Annotated in this window: 26 protein-coding genes; 21 read left to right on the top strand and 5 right to left on the bottom strand. The window is 53.7% G+C overall.

What is annotated here, in order from left to right; translation table 11 throughout:
* Nucleotides 1-2 precede the first annotated feature (2 nt).
* Nucleotides 3-977 (top strand): thiamine-phosphate kinase, encoded by a 975-nt coding sequence (thiL, locus tag DS878_RS15075; RefSeq protein ID WP_113816823.1) that lies wholly within the window; start codon nucleotides 3-5, stop codon nucleotides 975-977.
* Entirely contained in the window at nucleotides 974-1,501 is a 528-nt protein-coding gene (locus DS878_RS15080) for a phosphatidylglycerophosphatase A (RefSeq protein WP_113816824.1), read from the top strand. The genes thiL and DS878_RS15080 overlap by 4 nt, the downstream gene beginning before the upstream one ends.
* Before the next feature lie 38 nt (nucleotides 1,502-1,539).
* Here DS878_RS15080 and DS878_RS15545 read toward each other — a convergent pair whose 3' ends face one another.
* Nucleotides 1,540-1,743: a DUF6316 family protein gene (locus DS878_RS15545; protein ID WP_113816825.1), complete on the bottom strand. Its 204-nt coding sequence runs from the start codon at nucleotides 1,741-1,743 to the stop codon at nucleotides 1,540-1,542.
* A 254-nt stretch (nucleotides 1,744-1,997) separates the two neighbouring features.
* Here DS878_RS15545 and DS878_RS15090 point away from each other — a divergent pair, with 254 nt between their 5' ends.
* On the top strand, nucleotides 1,998-2,693 hold the full coding sequence (locus DS878_RS15090; protein ID WP_113816826.1) for a DUF2057 family protein: 696 nt from the start codon (nucleotides 1,998-2,000) through the stop codon (nucleotides 2,691-2,693).
* Nucleotides 2,694-2,715: 22 nt separating this feature from the next.
* Here the strand turns inward: DS878_RS15090 and DS878_RS15095 are convergent, their stop codons facing one another.
* Nucleotides 2,716-4,158, bottom strand: coding sequence for a WS/DGAT/MGAT family O-acyltransferase (locus DS878_RS15095; RefSeq protein ID WP_113816827.1), 1,443 nt, complete (start codon nucleotides 4,156-4,158; stop codon nucleotides 2,716-2,718).
* 111 nt (nucleotides 4,159-4,269) lie between these two features.
* Nucleotides 4,270-5,181, bottom strand: coding sequence for a LysR substrate-binding domain-containing protein (locus DS878_RS15100; protein WP_113816828.1), 912 nt, complete (start codon nucleotides 5,179-5,181; stop codon nucleotides 4,270-4,272).
* A gap of 150 nt (nucleotides 5,182-5,331) precedes the next feature.
* Between DS878_RS15100 and DS878_RS15105 the strand changes: the two genes are divergently transcribed.
* Nucleotides 5,332-6,318: a glutathione S-transferase family protein gene (locus DS878_RS15105; protein WP_113816861.1), complete on the top strand. Its 987-nt coding sequence runs from the start codon at nucleotides 5,332-5,334 to the stop codon at nucleotides 6,316-6,318.
* On the opposite strand, the gene ispB is transcribed toward DS878_RS15105, so the two are convergent.
* A complete protein-coding gene (gene ispB, locus DS878_RS15110; RefSeq protein WP_113816829.1) occupies nucleotides 6,311-7,279 on the bottom strand; it encodes an octaprenyl diphosphate synthase in 969 nt (322 codons plus the stop codon). The genes DS878_RS15105 and ispB overlap by 8 nt on opposite strands.
* 249 nt (nucleotides 7,280-7,528) lie before the next feature.
* On the opposite strand from ispB, the gene rplU reads away from it, so the two are divergent.
* From rplU to proB, 4 genes are all read left to right on the top strand, one after another.
* The gene (rplU, locus tag DS878_RS15115) at nucleotides 7,529-7,840 is read left to right on the top strand and encodes a 50S ribosomal protein L21 (RefSeq protein ID WP_113816830.1); all 312 of its coding nucleotides are present in this window, start codon (nucleotides 7,529-7,531) and stop codon (nucleotides 7,838-7,840) included.
* Nucleotides 7,841-7,875: 35 nt separating this feature from the next.
* On the top strand, nucleotides 7,876-8,136 hold the full coding sequence (gene rpmA, locus DS878_RS15120; RefSeq protein ID WP_113816831.1) for a 50S ribosomal protein L27: 261 nt from the start codon (nucleotides 7,876-7,878) through the stop codon (nucleotides 8,134-8,136).
* A gap of 146 nt (nucleotides 8,137-8,282) precedes the next feature.
* The gene (cgtA, locus tag DS878_RS15125; protein WP_113816832.1) at nucleotides 8,283-9,473 is read left to right on the top strand and encodes an Obg family GTPase CgtA; all 1,191 of its coding nucleotides are present in this window, start codon (nucleotides 8,283-8,285) and stop codon (nucleotides 9,471-9,473) included.
* A 15-nt stretch (nucleotides 9,474-9,488) separates the two neighbouring features.
* Nucleotides 9,489-10,613, top strand: coding sequence for a glutamate 5-kinase (gene proB / locus DS878_RS15130; protein ID WP_113816833.1), 1,125 nt, complete (start codon nucleotides 9,489-9,491; stop codon nucleotides 10,611-10,613).
* Nucleotides 10,614-10,685: 72 nt separating this feature from the next.
* Here proB and rpsT read toward each other — a convergent pair whose 3' ends face one another.
* Nucleotides 10,686-10,955 (bottom strand): 30S ribosomal protein S20, encoded by a 270-nt coding sequence (gene rpsT, locus DS878_RS15135; protein ID WP_113816834.1) that lies wholly within the window; start codon nucleotides 10,953-10,955, stop codon nucleotides 10,686-10,688.
* A 300-nt stretch (nucleotides 10,956-11,255) separates the two neighbouring features.
* Between rpsT and murJ the strand changes: the two genes are divergently transcribed.
* From murJ to DS878_RS15200, 13 genes are all read left to right on the top strand, one after another.
* Nucleotides 11,256-12,836 carry a murein biosynthesis integral membrane protein MurJ gene (gene murJ / locus DS878_RS15140; RefSeq protein WP_113816835.1) on the top strand — a complete coding sequence of 527 codons (1,581 nt, stop codon included), beginning with the start codon at nucleotides 11,256-11,258 and terminating at the stop codon, nucleotides 12,834-12,836.
* 83 nt (nucleotides 12,837-12,919) lie between these two features.
* On the top strand, nucleotides 12,920-13,888 hold the full coding sequence (gene ribF, locus DS878_RS15145; protein ID WP_113816836.1) for a bifunctional riboflavin kinase/FAD synthetase: 969 nt from the start codon (nucleotides 12,920-12,922) through the stop codon (nucleotides 13,886-13,888).
* A 33-nt stretch (nucleotides 13,889-13,921) separates the two neighbouring features.
* On the top strand, nucleotides 13,922-16,741 hold the full coding sequence (gene ileS, locus DS878_RS15150; protein WP_113816837.1) for an isoleucine--tRNA ligase: 2,820 nt from the start codon (nucleotides 13,922-13,924) through the stop codon (nucleotides 16,739-16,741).
* Complete coding sequence (gene lspA, locus DS878_RS15155) at nucleotides 16,741-17,265, top strand: signal peptidase II (RefSeq protein WP_113816838.1); 525 nt, start codon at nucleotides 16,741-16,743, stop codon at nucleotides 17,263-17,265. The genes ileS and lspA overlap by 1 nt, the downstream gene beginning before the upstream one ends.
* 5 nt (nucleotides 17,266-17,270) lie before the next feature.
* Nucleotides 17,271-17,723 (top strand): FKBP-type peptidyl-prolyl cis-trans isomerase, encoded by a 453-nt coding sequence (gene fkpB, locus DS878_RS15160; protein WP_113816839.1) that lies wholly within the window; start codon nucleotides 17,271-17,273, stop codon nucleotides 17,721-17,723.
* Between the two features lie 2 nt (nucleotides 17,724-17,725).
* Nucleotides 17,726-18,679 carry a 4-hydroxy-3-methylbut-2-enyl diphosphate reductase gene (ispH, locus tag DS878_RS15165; RefSeq protein ID WP_113816840.1) on the top strand — a complete coding sequence of 318 codons (954 nt, stop codon included), beginning with the start codon at nucleotides 17,726-17,728 and terminating at the stop codon, nucleotides 18,677-18,679.
* Nucleotides 18,680-18,861: 182 nt separating this feature from the next.
* Nucleotides 18,862-19,320, top strand: coding sequence for a GspH/FimT family pseudopilin (locus tag DS878_RS15170; RefSeq protein WP_113816841.1), 459 nt, complete (start codon nucleotides 18,862-18,864; stop codon nucleotides 19,318-19,320).
* 13 nt (nucleotides 19,321-19,333) lie between these two features.
* Nucleotides 19,334-19,738, top strand: a complete 405-nt coding sequence (pilV, locus tag DS878_RS15175) for a type IV pilus modification protein PilV (protein WP_113816842.1) — start codon at nucleotides 19,334-19,336, stop codon at nucleotides 19,736-19,738.
* On the top strand, nucleotides 19,739-20,848 hold the full coding sequence (locus DS878_RS15180) for a PilW family protein (RefSeq protein ID WP_113816843.1): 1,110 nt from the start codon (nucleotides 19,739-19,741) through the stop codon (nucleotides 20,846-20,848).
* 15 nt (nucleotides 20,849-20,863) lie between these two features.
* Nucleotides 20,864-21,418, top strand: a complete 555-nt coding sequence (locus DS878_RS15185; RefSeq protein WP_113816844.1) for a PilX N-terminal domain-containing pilus assembly protein — start codon at nucleotides 20,864-20,866, stop codon at nucleotides 21,416-21,418.
* A gap of 11 nt (nucleotides 21,419-21,429) precedes the next feature.
* Nucleotides 21,430-24,798, top strand: a complete 3,369-nt coding sequence (locus tag DS878_RS15190; protein ID WP_113816845.1) for a PilC/PilY family type IV pilus protein — start codon at nucleotides 21,430-21,432, stop codon at nucleotides 24,796-24,798.
* Between the two features lie 43 nt (nucleotides 24,799-24,841).
* Nucleotides 24,842-25,183, top strand: a complete 342-nt coding sequence (locus DS878_RS15195; protein WP_113816846.1) for a hypothetical protein — start codon at nucleotides 24,842-24,844, stop codon at nucleotides 25,181-25,183.
* 59 nt (nucleotides 25,184-25,242) lie between these two features.
* A complete protein-coding gene (locus tag DS878_RS15200) occupies nucleotides 25,243-25,608 on the top strand; it encodes a type IV pilin protein (protein ID WP_113816862.1) in 366 nt (121 codons plus the stop codon).
* The last annotated feature ends 4 nt before the right edge of the window (nucleotides 25,609-25,612 follow it).

Here is a 25,612-nt window from a genome sequence, read left to right on the forward strand (position 1 = left end):
CGATGGGTGAATTTGAGCTCATCCGGCAGTTTTTTATGCCGTTAGCCCGTTTGCACGGCCCTCATTCTATTATTGTTGGGCCGGGCGACGACTGCGCAATTCAGCGCGTACCCTCTGGTTCCGATCTGGTTTTTTCCCTCGATACGCTGGTTGAGGGAGTGCATTTCCCCTTCCATTACCGCCCGGACTATCTTGGCTGGAGAGCGCTTGCGGTAGCCACCAGTGATCTGGCCGCTATGGGCGCTGATCCGACGTCCTATACTCTTGCGTTAACCTTGCCTGAGGCTGATGAATCCTGGTTGCGTGGCTTCGCTTGCGGGCTTGGGAAAGCAGCGGATGCATTCGGGCTTGTACTTGCCGGTGGTGATACAACCCGTGGTCCTCTGGCGTTGAGTTTGCAGGTGCATGGTCTGATTCCGCGTGGGGCTGCCATTCTTCGTTCCGGAGCCAGACCAGGCGACCTTGTTGCGGTATCCGGTACCCTGGGAGACGCCGGCGCTGCACTGGACTATCTCGGGGCTCAGGCGTGCTCTGACCCCCAGAGTTTCTCTGCGGATGAGGCATTTGTGCTGAAGCGTTATCATCACCCCGAACCCAGGCTGGAGCTTGGTGCTGGTCTGAGAGGTCTGGCGACGGCTGCTATTGATATATCAGATGGCTTGCTGGCAGACCTGAGTCATATTCTGGAGGCTTCCTCGGTCGGGGCGAATATCGAGGTTGCCAGGATCCCTGTTTCGGCTGCACTCAAGCGCCTGAAAGGCACTGGGGCGCGGGATTATGCGCTTCATTCCGGAGATGACTACGAGCTTTGTGTGACGATCCCTGAAGCAAACTGGACAGGTGCGCCACCATCGCTGAAGCAGCAATTCACGGTTATCGGAGTTATTGAGGAAGCGCCGGGTCTGCGACTTGATGGTGCTGCTGTAGTGTCGGAATCTGATACCCTTGGCTTTGATCACTTCAGGAGGAAATCATGAGTCAGGAAGATCAGTGGCCGGAGCCTGATTTGACCCAAGCTATATTGCCGCCGGGGTTTCTGAAAAATCCTGTACACCTATTAGCCTTCGGGTTTGGCAGCGGTGCAGCGCCCCGCGCGCCGGGAACCTGGGGTAGTCTGGCAGCGATTCCTCTATGGTACGGGTTTGCCTGGCTACCTCCTGTTGCTTACTGGTTTATTGTTGCGCTGGCCTTCGTGGTGGGCATCTGGCTATGTGGAAAAACAGCGACAGACCTGAAGGTGCATGATCATGGCGGAATAGTATGGGATGAGTTCGTAGGAATGTGGATTGCCCTGGGGCTCTTTCCTGATCAGATATACGGTGTGTTGCTGGCATTCCTGATTTTCAGGTTTTTCGATGTTCTCAAGCCCTGGCCCATCAACTGGCTCGATGAGCGCCTGCCCGGCGGGCTGGGCATCATGGTGGATGACGTGGTTGCAGGCATTATGGCATTGCTCTGCCTGCTCGCCATTGATGTCTGGCTGATGCCGTACATCCTTTAAAGCGGCTTTTCCCCGGTACTCTGGAGGTTCTTGGGGCTTTAGTGCACCACTGGTTCTTCCGGAAGCAGTTTTACTACGTGCAGAAAGCGTCTTAGTCCGGCTTCAGCTCGCTCTCTGGATGCAAAGGGGCCGCTGTCAAAGCCTTCTCTGGTCGTGAAATACCATCTGTTTCCGACACAGAAAAAACGATTGCTGCGAAAGGGCGCGCTCCCATCTTCTCCTGATCTAACCTGTACGTCCATGGCCGACTCCTGAGCCCTTGGCTTACACCCGTACTCCGGGCGCTACGTAATTAATAGGCGTGTGTTTAAAATTAATACAAATCTGGGCAAATTCAACATTTTTTAACAATTATATGGGTACTCTTGCAGTCTGGCTCACGCCGCGCTCTTTTGCGTATCTTGTTGCCCTCCGCGGCTGCTGTGTTCAGAATACGGGATAACAGGCTGTATCCTTCGTCCGTCCATGGTCTCACCCGAATCTTAAAGGAGATAAAATGAGTGTCCGTCACGTTATACGTCTTAGCAGGTTGAAGTTTAGCCATTCTGGCAGATTGATTCGGATGCTGTTTCCGGCAGTTCTTCTCGGTTTATTGGTTGGCTGCTCATCGGCGGTTACCAAGCTTGAGACCTGGGAGGGGAATCCGGCCACTGCGGTTAACGCCTCTACCCTTGAAGCGCCCGGTGCTATCAGTGTGAGCCAGGTGAACGGGCGTGCGATGACCAACTATATGATGGATGACCTGGCGCTGGATTATGCGCTGCTCCCAGGGGAAAACGAAGTTGTCTTCACCTATAAAACTATCTGGGCCAAGCCGGGAGTCGTGGGTAATGGCGAGTCGAAGGTCTATGTGATTGAAAGTGCGCCGCAGGTTGTACGGTTTGAGGCGGCCCCAAATGAAACCTATCGGTTTGAGTTTGACGAGCCGGAAAACCGGCGGCAAGCGGAACAGATGATGCCACAGTTCTCAGCTTCCATCGTCGGTGCAGGTGGTGAGGTATTGGCGCAATCGTCGGATTGGTCGCCCGCAGACAGCACCCTTGCGGTGAGAACGCCTGTTCCGACTGGCCAGCTCGCTGAAGACGGGGCTGTGTCAGGCAGTGAAATGAGTTCTCTGGATCGTTTGAAGGCCGTATGGGCTACCGCCAGTGATGAAGAGAAAAAAGCGTTTTTGCGTTGGGCCTTCGAGTAAGTGCCGGTAGTTTTACTTGCTGTTAGCGCATGAAGCGGCCTTTAAGTCTGTTTTGTGCGCTGGCGGCTTTTTCGATGGCCTCAAGGCTTTCAGTGACATGGTTTCGGAGCCTGTTGCCTTGAGCCACCACATCGGGGCAGATGGTAAAGTTGAGTGTCAGGCTGCCTTGATAGCTCATGGCCACAATAACGAGCCCCATACCTTCGGATAACGGTGCAGCATTGTATTGATGTATGAGTTTCGCGCCCTGTAAATACAGGGGCACCTGGGGGCCGGGTACATTGATAATGGGCAGGTTGAATACCGGCCAGTGGCGCTGGGTAATCTGCAGCTCAGAATACAGGCGTGCCGATAGTGCCAGCATTCCGGAGGGTAACAGCTCTGTAAGCCGGGCTGCTGCAATGGCATCCCTGTAAGGCTTTGAGGTAACAGCATTCCCGTGAATTTTGTGAATACGCAGGGCCGGATCCGGTTCGTTGGTGGCAAGATCCAGCAACATGGCGGATATTTGGTTTCCGGTGGTTCTTCGCAGTGTGTTTGAGCGCACTGAAATGGGGATCAAGGCAACCAGAGGTTGGTTCGTACGCTCCTTCTGTCCGTGGAGATATCGTTGCAATGTTTCTGCGCAGAGCCCTAACACCACGTCATTCAGTGTGACATCACCAAGCATGGCCCTGATTGCTTTGAGCCGGGATAATTGAATGCTGGCAGACAGGATTTGGCGATTAGCCGTGATTCTGCGGTTGAACGGGCTGTGGGGTGTGGAGAACAGGGGAATTTTCAGCAACTGTTTCTGGATCAGCTCCCTGGCCCTTGTTTCTGCGGCGCTTGCTGCCAGCGAGACTATTCGCCATGGGTTGCGTAGTATGTTGGCACCGGCCCGTATTAATACCTGCTCTTCAGATGGTTCCGGGCGTGATTGCCAGGGGCGGGGCGGGCGTATGGGTTGTGGCTCCGGGGTGTACTCCAGAAGTTTACTGATAATTTCCTCGCCGCTGAAGGCATCAATGGCTGCATGATGCAGCTTTACGATAAGTGCAAAGCCTTCATGGCTCTCTTCATCATCGCCGTTTTCTCCATCCAGCCGGAAGCCGTCTACGAAGGTAATATGCCAAAGCGGGCGGCCCCGTTCGAGTGGCTCTTCAAGAATCTTCGATGCAAGGTCCATAAGGCTTGCCTCTGTGCCGTTTTCGCTGAGGCTGATATAGGACAGATGTCTTTCGATATTGAAGTCAGGATCGTCGATCCAATAGGGGCGGCCCAGGCGCAGGGGAACTTCTTTCAGGCGTTGACGAAATACAGGCACCGCGTGCAGACGGCTCTGCAGGTAAGCAACAAATGTACTGAACGTCAGAGGCGCTTCCCGTTCGCTGGCATCAAACAGGTAGACGCTTTCGATATGCATCGGCGCTTTGACGGATTCAAGGTGCAGGAAGGAAGCGTCCAGTCCGGTTAGATGCCGCATCAATGGGCTCCTTTCTCTATCAAGGTTCGTCCCAGTATAGATTACTCCGGGATATCCCCGGTTGCCTCCAGGAAGTACCGGGGCTATGCAACGGACGTATTCTGGCCTTCTTCAGTTATTCAGCCAGTTAGCTATGGCAGGGTCTTTGGTCAGCCTTTGCCAGAACCATGTCAGAGCCTTGCCTTTATCATCAGTGTGTCTGGCAGCGAGAAGCGTGGCGGGTTGCCTTGGTTCGCATACCTGTTTCTCTATGAGCTGGCCCGAGGCAAGGAGTTCTTGTATGCGAGGTTTTGGTAGCCAGCCCACGCCGAGGCCTGCTTTTTGTATGGAAATTTTATGATCGATATTGGCAGCGGTCAGAGTGCGCTGTCTGCGGAAGATACCGGCGTGGCCAGCGGGTAAGGCGCGGGATGTGTCTGCGGCAACCGCTGCGGGAAAGCCAGAGATATCTTCTTCAGTTAATGGTTCTTTTGCGCTCGCCAGCGGGTGACCGGGTGCAACAGCAAAAGTAAAAGTGATATTGCCAAGTACGTGACTGGTAAAGTTTCCGGAGGGTTTACTGATGTCGTCGGCCCCGATAATCAAGTCCACTCTCCGGCTTTGGAGAGCATCCCAGGCGCCTGCAAAAACTTCTTCTATGATTTGAACGTCCACAGGAACGCCGAGCGCAAAGAAGTCCTTGATAGCCGGGAACAGGCATTCCGCCGGTAATAGCGAGTTGAAGCCGATGCGCAATCTGGGTTCCCAGCCTTGCGCAACTTGTCGGGTTGAGTGTGCCAGGTTTTCGGCGGCATCCAGCAGGGTTCTGCCTTCCTTTAGCAGGTACCGGCCGGCGGGAGTAAGCACCGCCCGGTGTCCACTCCGGTCGAATAGAACTACATTCAGGTCTTCTTCAAGCTTTTGTACGGTGTAACTAATAGCTGATGGAACCCGGAAAAGTTCACCTGCGGCACCTGCAAAACTGCCTTTGCGGTCAATGGCGTCGAGCACCCGGAGGGCGTCTATAGTAATGGCTGTGTGCATGTTCGAATTATCTGAAGTTGTTGGCCAGAATTGCTTGTTTGTGAGGGTAGCAGGGTCGCCGTTATTCTGCTCCCATTAAATGCAGGATACAGGTGTATGTTGGTTCCTGTGTCTGCACACGCACTGGCAGTTTATTCATGGGGGCAAATAGTGGGTCTTCTCGTCAACGGCAAATGGCATGATCAGTGGTATGACACCGGTAAGACCGGCGGCAGGTTCGAGCGTGAGGCTGCGCGCTTCCGGAACTGGGTGACCGTGGATGGCTCACCGGGGCTGACGGGTGAGGGTGGCTTCAAGGCTGAGTCGGGGCGTTACCATCTGTATGTTTCCCTGGCTTGCCCCTGGGCGCATCGTACGTTGATTGTCCGGCAGCTGAAGGGGCTTGAGGCTCATATTTCAGTATCAGTAGTGCATCCGGATATGCTGGAGAGTGGCTGGGAATTCCGACCTGGAGAAGAGGAGCACAGGGATGATTTGTACGATTTTCGTTTTTTGCATCAGGTTTATACGAAAGCAGCGTCGGAATATACGGGGCGGGTAACTGTTCCGGTTTTGTGGGATAAGCACGGGCAGACCATCGTCAGTAATGAGTCGGCGGATATTATCCGGATGTTTAACTCTGAATTTGATGGCCTGGATGGTGTGCGCCATGATTTGGATTTGTATCCTCAGGAGTTGCGGGCCGAGATCGATGCCGTGAATGAGCGTGTGTATCGCACAGTTAATAACGGTGTTTATAAGGCAGGCTTTGCGACGGCTCAGGCGCAGTATGAAAATGCATATTCTGAACTGTTTGATACTATGGACTGGCTGGACGCAAGGTTGTCGGGGCAGCGTTATCTGGTGGGAAACTATGTTACAGAGGCGGATTGGCGCTTGTTTACAACACTGGTCCGGTTTGATGCTGTGTATCATGGGCACTTCAAGTGCAATCGCCAGCGAGTCAGTGATTTTCCCTCTCTGTCAGGGTATCTGCGAGACTTGTATCAAGTACCTGGTGTAGCCGGTACAGTGGATATTGGCCAGATCAAGCGTCACTACTACGTGAGCCAGCGCACCATTAATCCCACGCAGATTATTCCTGTGGGGCCGCGACTGGATTTCAGCTCGCCCCATGGGCGGGGCCGTCTTAGCTGACTCGTGCTACGGCAACCTGGGTCAACAGCTCCAGAGCTTCTTTGTGTGGTGAGGCTGCAAGAGTCTTAAGGGTAGCTAGGGCTTTGGCAGCTTCCTCTCTGGCTTTCTCCATGGTGTACTCCAGGGCTCCGGATGTCTCAACAATTTTCAGGATTTGTGGCAAGTCATCCAGCCCGCCTTTGCGGATCGCCTTACGTATGAGCTGACGGTCTTCTTCACTACTGTGGGCCATGGCGTGGATAAGGGGAAGGGTGGTTTTTCCTTCCGCCAGATCGTCGCCGACATTTTTGCCCATAGTTTCGGCGTCGCCGCGATAATCCAGAACATCGTCCACCAGCTGGAACGCTAACCCCAGATGTTTGCCATAGTTTTTCAGTGCCTGTTCCCGGCCTTCGTCTGCGTTGGCTAGTATGGCTCCGGTATGGGAAGCGGCCTCGAAAAGCATGGCTGTTTTATTGTGGATAACCTGCATGTATTGATCTTCAGTCAGATCCGGGTTTTTCACGTTCGTCAGTTGCATGACTTCGCCCTGCGCAATTACTGCTGTGGCATGGGAAAGAATGGTCATAATCGGAAGGCTTTGCAGCTCTACCATCATTTCGAATGCGCGGGCGTAGAGGAAATCACCTACCAGCACGCTGGGGGCATTTCCCCACTTTGCATTTGCAGTGCTCCGCCCCCGGCGCATGTCAGAGGTATCCACCACATCGTCATGCAGGAGGGTGGCCGTATGCAGGAATTCGATGACAGCGGCCAGCTTGAGGTGCTCGTCTCTGCTATAGCCTGCAGCCTGACTGGAAAGCAGAACCAGCAAGGGTCTCAGGCGCTTGCCGCCGCTTTCAATGATGTAGTGGGCTATTTTTTCTACCAACGGGACGTCTGAAGAAAGTCGTTTGATGATCAGGTCATTAACGCGCTTGAAGTCGTCTGCCACGGTATCGTAAATGCGCTGGGCTGTCATACGGCTTCTGGATCCCTTGGTGGTGTCGTAGTTATGTGACTGTCTGGTCTGCTGATAATACAGGGAGGACGCGGCAATGCTAGGTATTGCTGCGGTTAGTGTCAACTTGACTTGTATTGCCGGGCGCGTTTTCGTACAATCACGCGCCCAACTCATCCCAACCTGCGCTCCCTGCTATAGGGTCGCCAGAGCGCTTCCCTTAGAACCAGGTGGATAAGAGCAGGGATGGGTCAATCGCGGAGAATGTGAATGTACGCAGTTATTGTTAGCGGTGGTAAACAGCACCGTGTTAAAGAAGGCGAAACTCTGAAGCTGGAAAAGCTGGAAGTGGAGACCGGTGGCAACGTCGAGTTTGATCGCGTTCTGCTGGTCGCTGATGGCGAAAACGTCAAAGTTGGTGCGCCGGTTGTTGATGGTGCCAAAGTGACTGCGGAAGTGGTTAGCCACGGTCGTCACGACAAGATCCAGATCATCAAGTTCCGTCGTCGTAAGCACTCGATGAAACGTCAGGGCCACCGTCAGTGGTTTACTGAAGTCAAGATCACGGGTATCCAGGGCTAAGCTCCCGGAAAAACCCCTTAATCAGGAGGCTTGTCATGGCTCACAAAAAAGCAGCAGGTAGTACCCGTAACGGTCGCGATTCCGAGTCGAAACGACTTGGTGTCAAGCGCTATGGCGGCGAAACAGTATCCGCAGGCAGCATTATTGTTCGTCAGCGTGGTACCCGTTTCCACGCAGGCGTTAACGTTGGCCTGGGTAAAGACCACACGTTGTTTGCGAAAGCAGACGGCCAGGTCAAATTTGAAGTAAAAGGTCCGCAAAACCGTAAGTTCGTAAGTATCGTTCCTGCTGCGTAAGCAGCGGCGATCCGGTTCTGTCGAACCTTGGGTAGGCCTGATATCCTGTTAGTATAATCAGGATTCAGAGCCACCCGGAGCCCCGCAAAGCTTCCTTGAGGCTGCGGGGCTTTTTAGTTTATGCGCTATGCGCAAAGGGTTGAATCATGAAATTCGTAGACGAAGCCACAATCATCGTTGAAGCCGGTAAGGGCGGACACGGTTGTCTCAGTTTCCGGCGTGAAAAATACGTCCCCAGGGGAGGTCCTGATGGCGGCGATGGAGGTGATGGTGGCTCGGTGTATCTTGAGGCGAGTGATGCCCTTAATACGCTGGTGGACTACCAGTTTCAGCGTAAGCACAAGGCGCCTGGTGGTGAGCAGGGTTCCGGCCGTAACTGTACCGGCACCAAGGGTGAGGATCTCGTGCTGCCTGTACCGGTTGGTACAACGGTGGTTGATGTGGATACCCATGAGGTACTTGGAGATCTGACCCGTGTCGGGCAGCGCCTGAAAGTAGCTCAGGGTGGGTTTCATGGCCTTGGGAATACCCGGTTCAAGTCATCGATCAACCGAGCGCCTCGTCAGACCTCCAAAGGCTCCGAAGGTGAGCTCCGGAATCTGCGGCTGGAGTTGAAGGTCCTGGCGGACGTCGGTCTTCTGGGGCTGCCTAATGCCGGCAAGTCCACGTTCATACGTTCTGTTTCGGCCGCGACGCCGAAAGTGGCAGATTATCCGTTTACGACACTGGTGCCGAACCTGGGTGTTGTTAGTGTGCAGGCGCACCAGAGTTTTGTTATAGCGGATATACCTGGCCTGATTGAAGGGGCTGCAGAAGGCGCAGGCTTGGGGATTCGTTTTCTGAAGCACCTTGTTCGCACCCGTTTATTGCTTCATCTGGTAGACGTGGCGCCTTACGATGGTTCCTCGCCAGCTCATGCAGTAACAACAATTGCGCACGAACTTGAAAAATTCAGCGAGACGCTGGCGGGCCGCGATCGCTGGTTGGTGCTGAACAAGGTGGATATGGTGCCGGAAGCGGATCGTGACGCCCATTGTCAGGCGATTATCGATGAGCTTGGCTGGCAAGGTCCGGTATTCCGTATTTCTGCATTAAGTGGCGAGGGTACCAGGCCGCTGACTCAGGCGGTTATGCGCTGGATTGAAGAGCGTGCAGAGGAAGAGGCTGAGAACCCTGAGGTTGCCGAACAGGAAGCGGCAAGACGTAAGCGCATGGATGAGGAGGCCCGGGCAGGTATAGAGGAAGAGCGGCAGGCTCGCCGTGCAGCCCGGGAAGAAAGTGACGATGACTTCGACGACGATGATTACGACGTTGAAGTGGTGTATGCGCCTGAGTAGATTTTGGATTTCCTTATGACAGAACGCGCCCGGCTGCATCAGGCACGCCGTTTGGTAGTGAAAATTGGTAGTGCCCTTCTGACAAACGATGGTAAGGGGCTGGATGTGCCCGCGCTCGGGCTTTGGGTGGACCAGATGGCGGCGCTGGTTGAGCAGGGTGTCGAGCTCGTTGTGGTGTCTTCCGGCTCGGTGGCTGAGGGTATGAGCCGTCTGGGATGGGAAAAGCGCCCGGAGCAGTTACACGAACTTCAGGCTGCAGCCGCAGTAGGCCAGATGGGGTTGGTTCAGACCTGGGAGGCCGAGTTCAAGCGCCATGGTATTCACACGGCTCAGATTTTGCTCACTCACGATGATCTTTCAGACCGAAAGCGTTATCTGAACGGGCGCAGTACGCTGAAGGCGCTGCTGGATTTTGGTGTCGTTCCGATCGTAAATGAAAATGATACGGTGGTGACTGATGAAATCCGCTTTGGCGATAATGACACCCTGGGGGCTTTGGTGGCCAACGTGGTTGAGGCTGACGGGTTGATTATTCTGACCGATCAGCTTGGGTTGTTTGATAAGGATCCTCGCAAGAATCCGGATGCAAGTCTGGTAACAGAGCGATTTGCCGGTGATCGGGAGCTGGATGCCATGGCCGGGGGGAGTGCGGGTGTTCTTGGTCGTGGAGGTATGCAGACCAAGCTTCGTGCTGCGCGCCTTGCTGCGCGTTCGGGAGCGTTTACTGTGATTGCGGGTGGACGCGTTGAGGGTGTTCTTGCCAGGCTGCGCCGAGGGGATGTTCTTGGCACTTTGCTGCTTCCTGAGCAGGAGCGTATGGCTGCGCGCAAGCAGTGGCTGGCAAGTCATCTGAAAACCCGGGGCAAGCTGATGCTTGATGATGGTGCAGTGAAGGTGCTTCGGCAAGGTGGTCGTAGCCTTCTGCCGGTCGGAGTCCGGCGCGTTTCCGGGCAGTTCCGGCGTGGAGAGATGGTTTCTTGCGTTGACTCTGAGGGTAACGAGATTGCCCGTGGGCTGGTTAACTACGATTCCCGCGATGCCGGGGCTATTGCTGGCCGGTCAAGCCACAGTATTGTCGATGTTCTTGGCTATGTTTCCGACGAGGAGATGATTCATCGGGACAACATGGTTATTGTCTGAAATAAAAAAACCGGCCAGAAGGCCGGTTTTTTTATAGCAGTAAGAGCTTTGCGCTAGTGCTGCAAAATGCTATCAGGCGCTTTTCAGAGCCTTGATTTTTGCGCTCATGCGGCTCTTCTGACGGGCAACCTTGTTCTTGGCAAAGATGCCTTTGTTGACCATGCTGTCCATGATCGGCTGGGCAGCTTTGAAAGCAGCCTGGGCTTCTTCGTAGTTGCCGGCTTCAATCTGAACCTGAACTTTTTTCATATAAGTGCGAGTCATGGAACGCAGGCTTGTGTTGTGCTTGCGGTTCTTCTCGTTCTGACGTGCGCGCTTTTTGGCTTGCGGGGTATTTGCCACCGTAAAACTCCTGAAAGTACTTAAATTCGTTACTGAATGATTCGTACAGAAAACTCTGGGCAAAATACCAGCCAGAGAATTCCTGAAATCGCGGGCGCGCCCATAACCAGCGCGTCGAAATAAATGACGCGGAACTATGCCGCCCAAACCCGTAAATGTCAATACTAAACCCCATTTGATCCCATGGATCAACAGGGCTGTGGTAAACTCCCGGCTCGCTGTGTACGGGGCTTGGCGGGGAAACAGGTAATTCCCGAAGTGCCCGGCCGAAAGAGTGTGCAACCCGGATATAAAGCCCGAATGTCATCACAACCCGAAACGTCACAGGATCAACAACCTCCCGCGAGAGCACCAGGCTTGCTCAGGTCTTCCGGATTGGTGGGTATAATGACCATGCTCTCCCGGGTCCTGGGCCTGGTGCGAGACATGGTCATAGCCCGTTATTTTGGTGCCGGAACCGGTGCCGATGCATTTTTTGTTGCCTTCAAGATTCCCAATTTTTTACGCCGGCTTTTTGCTGAGGGTGCATTTTCCCAGGCATTTGTTCCCGTACTCTCATCTTACCGCGAGAACTGCCCAACCACTGACGTAAAGCGCCTGGTCGATGCTGTTGCAGGCTCTCTCGGCCTTGTTCTGCTGGGTATTACCCTGGCCGCTATGCTGGGCGCCCCGCTTTTGACCGCGGTTTTCGCTCCGGGGTTTCTGGATGATGATGTCAAATTTGCGCTGACCAGCGACATGTTGCGCATTACCTTTCCTTATCTCTTGCTGATTTCTCTGACTGCGTTTGCTGGTGGCATTCTGAACAGTTATGACAGGTTTGCTGTCCCTGCTTTTACGCCGGTGCTGCTTAATCTCGCGATGATTGGTGCGGCTGTGTACCTGGCACCTTTAATGAACGAGCCGGTTATGGCCTTGGCCTGGGGGGTCTTCATTGCCGGGGCGCTGCAGCTTTTCTTTCAGTTACCGTTTTTGATGCGGCTGGGGTTGATGCCCCGGCCCCGGGTGGACTACCGGCACGAAGGTGTCAGCCGAATTCTCAAGCTGATGGTGCCAGCGCTGTTCGGTGTATCGGTCAGTCAGCTCAATCTGCTGCTGGACACTGTTTTGGCCTCATTTCTGCAAACCGGGAGTGTATCCTGGTTGTACTATTCCGACAGGCTCTCAGAATTGCCTTTGGGGGTATTCGGAATTGCTATAGCAACAGTGATTCTTCCGAGCTTGTCCCGCAAGCACGCAGCGGCTTCCAACGATCAGTTTGCCGCAACGCTGGATTGGGCTGTTCGTGCTGTTCTGATTATAGGTGTGCCTGCAGCCCTGGCTCTGGCGCTGTTGGCTGAGCCCCTGATAGCGACGCTCTTTCATTATGGTGAAGTCACCGACCGGGATGTTGCCATGTCAGCTCAGAGCTTACGGGCATACTCCGCCGGTTTGCTCGCTTTTATGGTAATCAAGGTTTTGGCGCCGGGGTTCTTTGCCCGCCAGGACACGAGTACTCCAGTGAAAATCGGGATCATAGCCATGGTCGCGAATATGGTATTCAATCTGGCTCTTATTGTTCCTCTGGCGCACGCGGGTCTGGCTCTGGCAACGTCTCTGTCCGCATGGCTTAATGCGGTTTTACTCTGGCGTGGCCTGAAGCATCAGGGCGCCTGGAAAAGCCAGCCTGGCTGGCCCGAATACCTCGGGCAAATTGGTGTGGCGAATGTCGCGATGGTTGCAGTCATACTCTGGTTGAATATGCCTGTCATGCACTGGCTGGCGGCGGATGGCATCGAGCGCTCTCTGCATATGGGCATGCTGGTGGCTGTGGCGGGTGGTACCTACTTTATTGTTCTGGGGCTGGTGGGGGTTCGGGTAAGACATTTTCGCCACAGGTGAGGTATAATCGCGCGTTTTCTCGCCAGCGCCTTACACACGGATTTAGCGCTGAAAGCCAACTGCCAAATGAAGGTTCGCATTGCATGCGTCTGATTCGGGGTCTGACCAACCTGAAAATACTCTCCCGGCAGGTGAATTCACCACTGGCAGAAGGCTGTGTCGCCACCATTGGCAACTTTGATGGTGTCCATCTGGGCCATCAAACCATTATTGATCAGGTTAAAAGCAAAGCCCGGGCATTGAACCTGCCTTCGGTGGTTATCATATTTGAACCGCAGCCAAGGGAGTTCTTTCAGGGGCTTGAGGCTCCACCCAGGCTGATGGGGTTCCGGCATAAGCTGGGAGCCTTGCTGGCGGCCGGTATTGATATCGTGTTATGCCTGAAATTTGATGAAACCTTTCGTGGTTATTCCGGCATGGGTTTTATCGAAGATGTTCTCATTGAGGGACTGGCGGTACGCCACCTTGTTGTTGGCGACGATTTCCGCTTTGGATGTGATCGGGCCGGCGACTTCGGATTATTGGAGGCCGTGGGTGCGATTGTCGGCTTTTCAGTGGAAAATACCCGCACAATAACCGTTGCGGGTGAGCGAGTAAGCAGCACTCGTATCCGTAACCTGCTTCTTGAAAACCAGTTGGAAAAAGCCGAGGCTCTGCTTGGATATCCTTATTGCATATTCGGCCGGGTCGTCTATGGCAGACAACTGGGTCGTCGTATCGGGTCGCCTACGGCCAATGTTCTGCTGTCTCAGATGCCCGCTTTGCGTGGTGTTTATGTGGTTCGAGTAACACTGGAAAGCGGTGCGGTACAGGATGGTGTCGCCAATATAGGGCTACGCCCGACGGTGGATGGCAGGCAGCCAGCATTGGAAGTGCACCTGTTTGACTATACTGGCACACTTTACGGCCAGCATATTGACGTTGTCTTCCGCCACAAACTGCGGAATGAAGAAAAGTTTGATTCTATCGATGCGCTTAAAGCGCAGATAGCCAGGGATTTCGACGCAGCCAGATTGTGGCTGGCCGAACACCCCCGTATGGAACATCACTGACCCAAACTGACCAAAAGAGTACGCACACAAACCATGAGCGACTACAAGCACACCCTGAATCTGCCGGAAACCGCGTTTCCAATGCGTGGCAACCTGGCCAAACGCGAGCCTGAGATGCTCAGGCGTTGGCAGGACCTGGATGTATACGCCAATCTGCGCAAGCAGCGTGAAGGGCGTGAAAAGTTTATTCTTCACGATGGCCCTCCTTATGCCAACGGCAGTATTCACATTGGTCATGCGGTTAACAAGATCCTGAAGGATATGATTGTGAAATCCCGCGGTTTCATGGGCTTTGATGCGCCCTATGTGCCGGGCTGGGATTGCCATGGTTTGCCCATTGAACACAAGGTTGAGCAGGAGATTGGCAAGGCAGGTGTGAAGGTCGATTACAAAACCTTCCGTCAGGCATGTCGCGACTATGCTACCAAGCAGATCGCAGGCCAGAAGGCTGACTTTGTCCGTCTGGGTGTGATGGGAGCGTGGGACAAGCCATACCTCACCATGGACCCGAAGGTAGAAGCGGGCATTGTGCGGGCACTGGGCAAGATCATCGCCAAAGGTCATCTGGTTCGTGGGTATAAGCCTGTTTACTGGAGTGTGGTTGGTCAGTCCGCACTTGCAGAAGCCGAAGTGGAATACCAGGATAAAACCTCAACACAGATTGATGTGCGCTTTACAGCGGTGGATCAGGCTAAAGCCCTGTCGCTGTTCGGCTCGGATAAAGGCGAAGGTGACGTTTCCCTGGTTATCTGGACCACCACTCCCTGGACCATTCCTGCCAACCAGGCTGTGTCTGTTAACGCTGACCTGGAATATGCACTGGTGCAAGTTGATGCCGGCAACGGTCCTGAACGCATGATTCTGGCGGCAGCCATGGTTGAAGGCGTTATGGCACGCTGGGGTATTGAAGATTTTGAAGTGCTGGGTACCTGTCTGGGTGCTGCGCTCGAACACTTGTCTTTGCATCACCCGATCTATGACAAGCAGGTGCCCACGATTCTGGGTGACCACGTTTCTCTCGAGGCGGGTACAGGTGCCGTGCATACTGCTCCCGACCACGGTATGGAAGACTTTGTGGTGGGCAAAGCCTACGACATAGGCACCCTGAATATGGTGCAGGCCGATGGCACCTATACCAGTGCCGCCGGAGAGTTTGCCGGTATTCACGTCTATAAAGCGGATGACCCGGTCTGCGACGCTCTGGCACGCGAAGGCAAACTGGTCCGCAAGGAAAAGTTCCGCCACAGCTTCCCCCATTGCTGGCGCACCAAAACGCCGCTGATCTACCGTGCGACACCGCAATGGTTTATCAGCATGGAAAAAGAAAACCTCCGTGCAGACGCTTTGGAAGCTATCAAGGGCGTGCGTTGGGTGCCTGCCTGGGGCCAGAATCGCATTGAAGCCATGGTTCAGCAGTCTCCGGACTGGTGTATCTCGCGCCAACGTACCTGGGGCGTGCCAATCACCCTGTTTATTCATAAAGAAACGCAGGAGCTGCATCCGGATACTCAGAATTTAATTGAGAAAGTAGCCCAGGCTATCGAAACCGGCGGCATTGATGCATGGTATGAGATCGATGCCCGTGAGCTGCTTGGCGACGATGCGGATCACTACGAAAAAGTCCTGGATACCCTGGATGTATGGTTTGATTCCGGTGTGACCCATGAGTCGGTTTTGCGTGTGCGCCCGGAGCTGGGCCAGTTCCCGGCTGATATGTATCTGGAGGGCTCTGATCAGCATCGTGGCTGGTTCCAGTCGTCTCTGAAAACCTCTATCGCCATGAATGGTGTAGCGCCTTACCGGCAAGTGCTGACCCACGGTTTTACGGTGGATGGCAAGGGTCTGAAAATGTCCAAGTCCCTGGGTAACGTCATCGCGCCCCAGGAAGTCATGAACGAGCTGGGTGCTGACATTCTTCGCCTGTGGGTATCTGCTACCGATTACAGCGGCGAAATGACAGTTTCCAAGGACATCCTGAGGCAAACAGCCGACGGGTATCGCCGTATTCGTAATACCTCACGCTTCCTGTTGAGCAATCTCACTGGCTTTGATCCGAAGCAGCACATGGTCGCTCCGGAAGAGATGATTGCTCTGGATCGCTGGATGGTCGACCGTGCTCTGCAACTGCAGAACGAGCTGCACGAGGACTACCAGAACTACGCCTTCCTGCGGATCTATCAGAAGATTTACAGCTTCTGTGAAGCAACGCTGGGAGGCTTTTACCTCGATATCATCAAGGATCGCCAGTACACCACTCAGGCTGACAGCCTGGCACGCCGGTCCTGTCAGACCGCCCTGTATCATGTGGCCGAGGCTCTGGTTCGCTGGATTGCGCCAATTCTGAGTTTCACTGCGGATGAAATCTGGCAGCATCTGCCAGGTGAACGTGGCGACACTGTATTTTATGAAACCTGGTATCAGGGTCTCACAGAGCTTCCTGATGATGCCGAGCTCGGTCGCGATTACTGGCGCCGGATTTACGGTGTGAAAGAAGCCGTAAACAAGTGTATGGAAGAAGCCCGTGCCCGCGGTGAGATCAAGGGATCTCTGAGTGCTGAAGTCACTCTGTACTGTGAAGGTGATCTGGCTGCAGACCTGGAATATCTCGGGGAAGAACTCCGGTTTGTTCTTATTACCTCAGAGGCAACTGTAAGGCCGGTATCGGAAGCAGGGGATGCCGAGATGACGGGTTATGAGGGGCTGCGCGTGAAAGTGAGCCCGGCAACCTACGCGAAGTGCGAGCGTTGCTGGCATCACCGGGAGGATGTCGGCGCGAACCCGGCCCATAAAGACCTTTGTGGCCGCTGTATCACCAATGTGGATGGGCCGGGCGAAACCCGCGCGTTTGCCTGATGGGTATGGCAATGGCGGAGCAGGGAGCCGGAACCAAACTGAAATGGCTCTGGCTGGCGGTGCTGGTGGTTGTGCTTGATCTTGGTTCCAAGATGATGGCAACCGCAATGTTGACCTATGGCCATCCGGTACCGGTTGTCCCGATGTTTAACCTGACGCTGCTCCACAATACCGGTGCAGCCTTCAGCTTTCTCGCCGGCGCTGCTGGCTGGCAGCGATGGTTCTTCGTTGTTCTGGCCCTTGTTGTCAGTGTGGTTCTTGTGGGCTGGCTGCGAAAGCTGAAAAGACAGGAAACCTGGACTGCCATCGCTATCGCACTGATCCTGGGGGGGGCTCTCGGCAACGTGTATGATCGTGTTGTTCACGGTTACGTTGTTGATTTCCTGCATTTTTACTGGCAGGACTGGCACTTTCCTGCATTCAACCTGGCTGATACAGCTATTACGATAGGTGCGGCCATGATGATTCTTGACATGTTTCGCAAGCCTGGTGATTCCAAAACGGCTGCGGACAGGAGCGAATAAAATCCATGAAAGAGCTGCCTGTAGGTAAGGGAACACGTGTAACTCTGCATTTTGCGCTGAAGTTCGAGAGTGGAGAAGTAATCGATAGCACCTTTGATAAAGATGCGGCGACTCTGGAAATAGGTGATGAAAGCTTGCCTGAGAACTTCGAGGCCTGTCTGATGGGTATGACCGCAGGCGACAAGGCCAGCTATCGGGTACCCCCGGAAAAGGCTTTTGGTCAGCGCAACCCTAACAATGTGCAGATTTTCAAAAGGCACGAGTTCAGTGCTGATATGGTCCTTGAGCCGGGTGTGATGATTTCGTTTGCGGATGCGCGCCAGCAAGAACTTCCGGGTGTTGTGAGCCGTGTGGAAGGTGACGAGGTGGAAGTAGACTTCAACCATCCGTTGTCCGGGCGTACACTGACTTTTGACGTAGAAGTTATTGATGTAGAACCGGCAGGGCAGACGCACTGACTATGCAGATAAGATTGGCAAACCCCCGTGGCTTTTGTGCTGGCGTGGATCGCGCTATCGAAATTGTAAATCGGGCGCTGGACGTGTTTGGTGCGCCGATCTACGTCCGCCATGAGGTGGTCCACAATAAGTTTGTGGTTGATAATCTCCGCAATCGCGGCGCCATCTTTGTGGACGAACTGGATGAAGTGCCAGACGACAAGCTGGTCATCTTCAGTGCTCATGGTGTATCCCAGGCAGTACAGAGCGAAGCAGCCCGTCGAGGCCTCAAAGTATTCGACGCTACTTGCCCCCTGGTTACCAAAGTGCACCTGGAAGTCATGCGCTTCAGTCGGGACGGCCGCGAGTGCGTGCTGATCGGGCATCAGGGCCATCCGGAAGTGGAAGGCACTATGGGCCAGTACGATCACGGTAATGGTGGCGATATCTATCTCGTTGAGAACGTAGAAGACGTGTCATCTCTGGAAGTAAAGGATCCGGCGCATCTCTCCTACGTTACACAGACTACGCTTTCCATGGACGATACCGCGCGCGTCATCGACGCATTGCGTGAGCGGTTTCCTGAGATCGAAGGCCCGCGTAAAAACGACATTTGCTATGCAACCCAGAACCGCCAGGACGCAGTAAAGCAACTTGCCGGTGACTGTGACCTGATGCTGGTTGTCGGTTCGCCCAACAGCTCCAACTCCAACCGCCTGCGCGAGCTGGCGGAACGCATGGGTACTCCAGCCTACCTGATTGATGAAGCCTCCCAGATTGACCCTCAATGGCTGGAGGGCCGCTCTTCCGTTGGTGTTACCGCCGGCGCCTCGGCCCCGGAAGTGCTTGTCAACGATGTAATTTCCCGTCTGCAGGATCTTGGGGGCAGCGTTCCCGAGGAGATTGCCGGGCGCGAGGAGAATATTGTCTTCTCTATGCCGAAAGAGTTAAGGATTGATGCTGTTAATGTTTCATGAAGATCTGCGCCATCGCTGGTTACTGAAAAACACCTGATGGCGCACTTCGTTTTGTGATCCGGGTCTGATTCTGGGCGACCGGTTACCGTTTATCCCTTCCGAATGTCCGTTTGTCCTGCCGCAATGGCATGAAAGCGACAGTCTGATTATCCTCTAGATCAAAAGAACAGGATGGCGAGTCTATGTCTGGCAAGTTCAGAAATGGTTTCACGTTAATAGAGCTGCTTGTACTCATGGCGGTGTTAGGTGTTGTCGCGGCTATTGCCGTGCCGAACTTTACCCGTTTGATACAAAGCAATCAGCTCACAACAACCAATAACGATCTGGTAGGTGCTTTGAATGTGGCGCGCGCTGAGGCTGTCCGCATAGGCGCTCCAGTCTCTTTGGTACCTAACCCCACGTTCACTCAGGGGTATCAGATCACCACAGATGCGGGGGCCGTGGTAAGTGAATACCAGGGAGCTTCCGGGCAGTTCGTGATCGCATTGAGCAGTGGTGGTAATCCACGATTCCGTGCAACAGGCCTGCTCGTTGGTGGTGGCTCAGAGTTCACTGTTTGCCGCGCATCTGGCGAAGAAGGAACCGAAATAAAGGTAACGGCGGGTGGCCAGATCAGATCGGCCAGGATCACTTGTCCATAATGAGGTCATAACGATGATAAAACCCCTTCTGTCCGGAAAGCCTCAGGGTGGGTTCACCATGATTGAGGTTCTTGTCGCAGTGCTCGTGCTCGCAATTGGCTTGCTTGGAGTGGCAGGCGTCCAGTTGGTATCCATGCAACAGACGGTCAATTCTACATTGCGGTCTGAGGCCACCATGTATGCCCAAACGGTTGCCGAAAGATTGAGGTCGAATGGCGGTGCCACACTTAGCACAACCGATATGGCGGCCCTGAAAAAACAGATGCTGGCTGACCTAGGATCGGGGGCTGATCTTAAGGTGACCATGAACGGAACCGCAACTTCCGCTGAGGTGGAGGTGACCTGGGTAGAGCGAGATCCCTTCGCTGCAGCTGCTGGCCTGGCAACCCAAACTTTGACAGTGGATGCGAGATTGTAAATGAAACGCTTCTTTCGTTTTTCAGCGAATCCGACAACTCAGACAGGGTTGTCTCTAATAGAGTTGATGATCGCGTTGTTGCTCGGCACATTGCTGACGGTGGGACTTGTTCAGGTTTTTACATCCAACAGCCAGTCGTTTCGCCATAACGAAGCTGCAGCAAGGTCTGCGGAATCGGGGCGGATCGCAGCTGACATCTTGTCCCGCGCCATCCGCAATGCCGGCTTTTTTGGTTGTTTTCCGGTAAATGGCATAACCAATAGCCTGGACAGCACTGACGGCGAATACGATGAGGTCCGACATGGTTTTGTTACCTTGGGCGTATCGGCCACAGAAACCGGGGGTTATACCGAACGACCGGGTTCGTCTATTGCGGGAACCGGTTTTATCAATGTGACAGGGGTAAGACGCCCTGGGGCGATCGTGAAGTTGGGCGCCGATCTGACAGCTACCAATGACATTCAGCTTGAAGATAGCGATGAAGATGGTGTGGATGATCCTGGCAGTCTGGTTGTTAACGATCTGGCATACATCACTAATTGCGAGATGGGCGATATTTTCCAGATATCGGAACTTACCACCTCCGGTAACGACATCACACTGAAAGCTGATGACAGTGCAGGTGCCGATGGTAATCCGGGAAATGATCTGAGTGGGAATATTCCGCTCGCATGTACGTCAGTCGGATCATGCCTGAGCACTGTTTACGCGCAAGGCACGGAGATTTTTGAGCCTTACAGCGAAGCCTATTTTATTGGCACTGCTGCGGACGGTGGCCGTTCCCTGTTCATGAGACAGGCTGACGGAACAGATATTGAACTGGTCGCTGGTGTTGAGGATATGAGCGTGCGGTTTGGCGAAGGCACGGTTGCTGCGGGCGTTCAGTTCTGGCGTGCGGCTTCGGCAGTTGTTAACTGGGATGATGTGCTCGCTGTGGAGGTCAGCCTCCTGATAGCTTCACCTAACGACAATGTTATGGACAGCACTCAAACCTATTGTTTCCCCGGCTGGGAGGACTGTGTCACCGATACGAGCAAGCTGACAACGGCGGGAGACCAGCGGATGTATAGGGTATACACATTTTCCAATACTCTCAGAAATCCGTTCTAGAAGGATGGTACAAATATGCAAATAGCGAACAAACAGAAGGGCGCGGCACTGTTGTTGTCACTGGTGATATTGCTGGTGCTGACTTTGCTCGCGGTTTCGGGAATGCAGGGCAGTATCATGCAGGAGCGCATGTCGACGGCTCAGCGAGACGGTATGTTAGCACTGGAAATTGCGGAAACGGCCATGCGTGAAGCCGAAGCAACACTCGACGGTCTCTCTGATCTGGACGATTTCGGCTCGGTAACCGGTTTTCATGATGGAACCGATCCCAGCGGTCTGGCGCCGTCTCCGTTCGCGTCGGAGAGCTGGGAGCTGGATGGCTCCGGTGATCCCAAGGAGGCAATTAAAGGGACTGCTGTAGACGGTGTTACCCCCCTGTATATGTTTGAGTACAAAGGCAAAGTTGTCGTGGATGCTGAAGCTCAGCTACCACGGGACTTCAGTCAGTACGGTTCAGAGGGCTCCGCTGAATTTGATTATGCACGTATCCTTGTAAGAACCGCCGGGCCCTCGGGCACGAGCACGCGCTTACTTGAGGGTTTTTATGTATTTCTGCCCGGTGGGCTGTGAGGAGGTAATCCATGAGCACGTTAAACCTGAGAGTGATGTTATCCACTGCTTTGCTCGTTCTTCCCACTGCGGGATATTCCGCACGACCTGATTTTGCGCAGGAACCCCTGTTTATCGGAAGTGCGGTGGCACCGAACCTGATGTTTATTCTGGATGATTCGGGGTCCATGGCCTGGCAATATATGCCGGATGATATAAGTGGTTATAACGGTATAAATTCCCACGGTGGAGACCAGGATGGTAGCGATGCCAGATATCCATACTATTATTCTTCCGAAGTGAACAAAATATGGTACAACCCCGACGTAACATATAACCCGCCGCTCAAGGGAGACGGGACGGGATTTCTTCCAGATTCCTCTTATACTGCTGCTCCGACAAACGGATATAACAGTAGTAGTGGAACCCGTAATCTGACAAACAGGTTCTCGATCAGAACCTACGATGTTGAGGGTGGTGGCTTTTACTGGCAATTCAATAGCTCTTCATCCTGCGATGCAAATCCCAGGCAGAATAGCTGTTATACCTATGTCTCGGTTAATGGCCTGTCCGAAAGCGAGAAAACGAATTTCGCAAACTGGTATTCCTACTACAACACGCGTGTTAAAGCGGCAAGGGCGGGTATCAGTACAGCATTTTACGATCTGCCAGAGAATTTCCGCCTTGGTTGGGGGCGTATTAACTATGGCTCCCATACTATTGATGGTGCCTCCAGCGTTCGTGCTGTCCAGCAGGGTGTAAGGGAGTATACCACCGACAGAAGAGAAGACTTCTTTGACTGGCTTTATGATGCGCCGTCGAGCGGTGGCACGCCTTTGAGACGAGCTCTGGAGGGCGCCGGCAAATATTTTGAAAAAAGCGAGCGCGCCTGGGCCGATGATCCGGGGCAGAGCGTAAGCAGTACCAACCCGGTCCGGGAATGCCGGTTGTCATATACGATTCTGATGTCTGATGGTTATTACAACGGTAGTAACCCGGATGGATCTACCTTTTCGGCAGATGATAACGATGGCAATCAGATTAATAACAGCCAGGGTGATTCATTCAAGTATCTTGCGGACGATCCGTTTGAGGATGGACGGAGTAGCACGTTGGCTGATGTTGCGATGTATTACTGGAAGCGGGATCTGAGAACGGACATAAATAATTATGTGCCAACCTCGGAGAAGAACCCTGCATTCTGGCAGCACATGTCGACTTATACCGTGGGGCTGGGTGTAGAGGGGTCGGTTGATCCTGTTGCCGCGTTCAATGCCATAGAAACCGGAACCTATATTGACTGGTGGGGTGGATCGTCAAACGAAGATAAAGTAAACGATATGATCCACGCCGCAGTTAACGGGCGAGGCGGATTCTTTAGCGCGGCAGACCCGGAAACTTTTGCCACAGAGCTTGCTGGAACTGTCGGAGATATTGTTGCTGAGGCTGGTTCTTCCACAGCGGTTGAGTTCGACGTTTCTTCTTTCCAGGAAGGCGCGCTGATTTTTGCATCCCAGTTTGACCCTAACGGATGGACGGGTGATCTGAAAGCAGCGGAGCTGGGTGGTACAGAGGAGAACCCTGTTGTACCCGATATGAATGACGCAATAGCTGCCGGTGACGGCTGGTCTGCACGGACTATTCTGGATGACCGTGATCTGTCTACGAATGACAGGGTAATCGTTACCTATGGTAATGGTGCAACAGGCTTCCGCTGGGATAATTTGTCTGCCAGCCAGAAAAATGATCTCCGGTATGGAAGTGTCGGGGATACTGTTGCTGAGCAGCGGCTTGATTATATTCGAGGGGACACGTCTCTTGATGGAACCACTGGATGGCGTAAACGTGGTAGCCGCCTGGGATCCATTGTTAATTCCTCACCGGAATATGTTGCCGCGCCTCGAGGGATCTGGCCTGATGCGTCGCCCTTCGGAACTACATCCAAGCGCTTCTCCGATTATGTAGAAGATAACGAGTCACGTGCGCCGGTTGTGTACTCTGGCTCCAATGACGGGATGCTACATGGTTTTAGTGGAACGGCGAGTGGGGGTAATGAAGTGCTCGCGTACATTCCAGGGTTTGTCTATAACTCGACTGCGAACAATGCCGGGTTGCACTTCCTGACAGATCCCTCCTATCAGCACCGGTACTATGTGGATCTGGAAATCCGCCAGCAAGACATCTTTACCAAGGGCAAGGAGATTGATGGCTCTCTGACTACGGATGAAGACTGGAGAAGTATCATCGTTGGTGGTGGCCGTGCAGGCGCAAAAGGTATTTTTGCTCTGGACGTTACCGATCCTTCCGGTTTTTCTGAAGCAAATGCCAAAAAAATTGTGCTCTGGGAATTTACAGGTACTGATGACAGCCGCATGGGTTATGTTACTCAGGCCCCTATCATTGGTGTGACAAAATGGGGTACAGATACACGCTGGACGGCTTTTGTATCCAATGGATATAACTCCGATACAGCCAGTACTGGATTTTTCATGCTTGATATTGAGGGCGGAATGGACGGCACCTGGGATGCTGCTGATGTCCGTTATGTCGAGTTTGAAGGTGGCGGTGACGGCCTTTCTCCTCTGCTGGCCCTCGATACCACGGGTGACTATCTGGTAGATCGTGTTTATGCAGGTGACCTGGATGGCAATCTATGGGCCGCGAGCCTGAGCAGCACCGGTACCTGGGCCTCGACCTATCAATCGGGTGGATCTCCAGAACCTGTTTTTACTGCAGGGTCTGATCAGCCGATTACTGCGGCGCCAGTTGCGGCGGCAAACAGTACAACTTCCCGAGCAGGTAACCTTCCGAACCTGATGATTTATTTCGGTACAGGTCAATACCTGGAGGCAAACGATGTTACTTCCAATGATACTCAGTCTGTTTACGGTATCTGGGACAGAGGTAGTTCTGGTCTGACGCGCAGCAGCCTGGAGTCTCGCAGCATCACCCAGGGAACGCTGGAGGTTTCCGGTGTAACTACTGACGTTCGCTATTCGACGGGCGATGCAATGGACTTTACAACGGCCACAGGCTGGTACGTTGATCTGCCTACGAGCGGGGAGCGAGCTGTGGTCAGCCCTCAGGTTCGTGGAGAGTTCCTGTATCTGAACACTACAATCCCGGATCAAAACCCCTGTCTTGGCGGCGGCAGTGGTTGGTTGATGGCATTTGGTCTGGATGGCCGGACTCCTGAAAGTCGTGCTTTCCTTAAATTCGGAGATAAGGTTGCGGGGTACCGGAGCAGCGGCTTACCGAACCAATCTACTATTTTGGGTAATTTCCGCTTCACTCCGGGCAGTGATGATGATGACGCGGTGGACGTTGTTGAGATTCCGCCTCTTAGCGGATCCGTGGCCAACGCAGGGCGGCGTGGCTGGAACGAGCTGGTAAACGAATAGGCCGGCCGGAAACGTCACCGATCAGATAACAGAGGATAACTGCATGAGAATATTATTTTCGATCATTGTTGCAACGTCTCTGGGCGTGTGGAGCCTGAGCTCAGTGGCCCAGGAGAGTGTGACTCCCGATTCCCAGGGCTATAGTGATTCAGGCGTCGAGGGAGCGCAGTACGCGGTACTCGACGCCGTCTATCGGGAAGAAAGCCGGATCGTTATAGATGACCGTGAATACTTCCTTGAAGGCTCTGTCACCGTCAATAACCAGGTTATTTCAGCCGGTAGTGCGCTGGCTATCCTTCGGGAGGGGCAGCGCCTGTTAAATGTTGTTGCTGAGTACAAGGGTGATGATGGACGTTTGGTGCTGCAGGGAGTGGATACGTTTTGAACATTAATCTGGGCACGGGCTACCGGGGGCGAGCAGCCGGTTTTACGCTGATTGAACTGATGATTGTCGTGGCAATCATTGGAATCATTGCTGCAATTGCTTACCCATCCTACGTGGACAATGTCAGGCAGACCCGCAGGGCAACCGCCCAGGCGGATCTGATGGAACTTGCGCAATGGATGGAGCGGCAATATTCGGCTGATTTCTCCTATCTTGAAGGTGGCAATCAGCCAGTATTGCCATTTACCCAGTCTCCACGCAACGGAACGGCCTTTTATAACCTTAGTTTGAATGGTGTGGCCACGGCTAATGCATTCTCTGTGCAGGCTGTTCCGACGGGAGATCAGGTTAACGATGATTGCGGGACGCTGAGATTGGCTCAGACAGGAGCCAAAACATCAACGTCCGGAGTCGACTGCTGGTAAGGAA

This window comes from Marinobacter sp. F3R11, assembly GCF_003318275.1.
Taxonomy (GTDB): Bacteria; Pseudomonadota; Gammaproteobacteria; order Pseudomonadales; family Oleiphilaceae; genus Marinobacter.

What these genes read in the sequence shown, in the direction of transcription:
- thiL (WP_113816823.1), top strand. Translation starts at nt 3, where the DNA reads ATGGGTGAATTTGAGCTCATCCGGCAGTTTTTTATGCCGTTAGCCCGT.
- DS878_RS15080 (WP_113816824.1), top strand. Translation starts at nt 974, where the DNA reads ATGAGTCAGGAAGATCAGTGGCCGGAGCCTGATTTGACCCAAGCTATA.
- DS878_RS15545 (WP_113816825.1), bottom strand. Translation starts at nt 1,743, where the DNA reads ATGGACGTACAGGTTAGATCAGGAGAAGATGGGAGCGCGCCCTTTCGC.
- DS878_RS15090 (WP_113816826.1), top strand. Translation starts at nt 1,998, where the DNA reads ATGAGTGTCCGTCACGTTATACGTCTTAGCAGGTTGAAGTTTAGCCAT.
- DS878_RS15095 (WP_113816827.1), bottom strand. Translation starts at nt 4,158, where the DNA reads ATGCGGCATCTAACCGGACTGGACGCTTCCTTCCTGCACCTTGAATCC.
- DS878_RS15100 (WP_113816828.1), bottom strand. Translation starts at nt 5,181, where the DNA reads ATGCACACAGCCATTACTATAGACGCCCTCCGGGTGCTCGACGCCATT.
- ispB (WP_113816829.1), bottom strand. Translation starts at nt 7,279, where the DNA reads ATGACAGCCCAGCGCATTTACGATACCGTGGCAGACGACTTCAAGCGC.
- rplU (WP_113816830.1), top strand. Translation starts at nt 7,529, where the DNA reads ATGTACGCAGTTATTGTTAGCGGTGGTAAACAGCACCGTGTTAAAGAA.
- rpmA (WP_113816831.1), top strand. Translation starts at nt 7,876, where the DNA reads ATGGCTCACAAAAAAGCAGCAGGTAGTACCCGTAACGGTCGCGATTCC.
- cgtA (WP_113816832.1), top strand. Translation starts at nt 8,283, where the DNA reads ATGAAATTCGTAGACGAAGCCACAATCATCGTTGAAGCCGGTAAGGGC.
- proB (WP_113816833.1), top strand. Translation starts at nt 9,489, where the DNA reads ATGACAGAACGCGCCCGGCTGCATCAGGCACGCCGTTTGGTAGTGAAA.
- murJ (WP_113816835.1), top strand. Translation starts at nt 11,256, where the DNA reads ATGTCATCACAACCCGAAACGTCACAGGATCAACAACCTCCCGCGAGA.
- ribF (WP_113816836.1), top strand. Translation starts at nt 12,920, where the DNA reads ATGCGTCTGATTCGGGGTCTGACCAACCTGAAAATACTCTCCCGGCAG.
- ileS (WP_113816837.1), top strand. Translation starts at nt 13,922, where the DNA reads ATGAGCGACTACAAGCACACCCTGAATCTGCCGGAAACCGCGTTTCCA.
- lspA (WP_113816838.1), top strand. Translation starts at nt 16,741, where the DNA reads ATGGGTATGGCAATGGCGGAGCAGGGAGCCGGAACCAAACTGAAATGG.
- fkpB (WP_113816839.1), top strand. Translation starts at nt 17,271, where the DNA reads ATGAAAGAGCTGCCTGTAGGTAAGGGAACACGTGTAACTCTGCATTTT.
- ispH (WP_113816840.1), top strand. Translation starts at nt 17,726, where the DNA reads ATGCAGATAAGATTGGCAAACCCCCGTGGCTTTTGTGCTGGCGTGGAT.
- DS878_RS15170 (WP_113816841.1), top strand. Translation starts at nt 18,862, where the DNA reads ATGTCTGGCAAGTTCAGAAATGGTTTCACGTTAATAGAGCTGCTTGTA.
- pilV (WP_113816842.1), top strand. Translation starts at nt 19,334, where the DNA reads ATGATAAAACCCCTTCTGTCCGGAAAGCCTCAGGGTGGGTTCACCATG.
- DS878_RS15180 (WP_113816843.1), top strand. Translation starts at nt 19,739, where the DNA reads ATGAAACGCTTCTTTCGTTTTTCAGCGAATCCGACAACTCAGACAGGG.
- DS878_RS15185 (WP_113816844.1), top strand. Translation starts at nt 20,864, where the DNA reads ATGCAAATAGCGAACAAACAGAAGGGCGCGGCACTGTTGTTGTCACTG.
- DS878_RS15190 (WP_113816845.1), top strand. Translation starts at nt 21,430, where the DNA reads ATGAGCACGTTAAACCTGAGAGTGATGTTATCCACTGCTTTGCTCGTT.
- DS878_RS15195 (WP_113816846.1), top strand. Translation starts at nt 24,842, where the DNA reads ATGAGAATATTATTTTCGATCATTGTTGCAACGTCTCTGGGCGTGTGG.
- DS878_RS15200 (WP_113816862.1), top strand. Translation starts at nt 25,243, where the DNA reads ATGATTGTCGTGGCAATCATTGGAATCATTGCTGCAATTGCTTACCCA.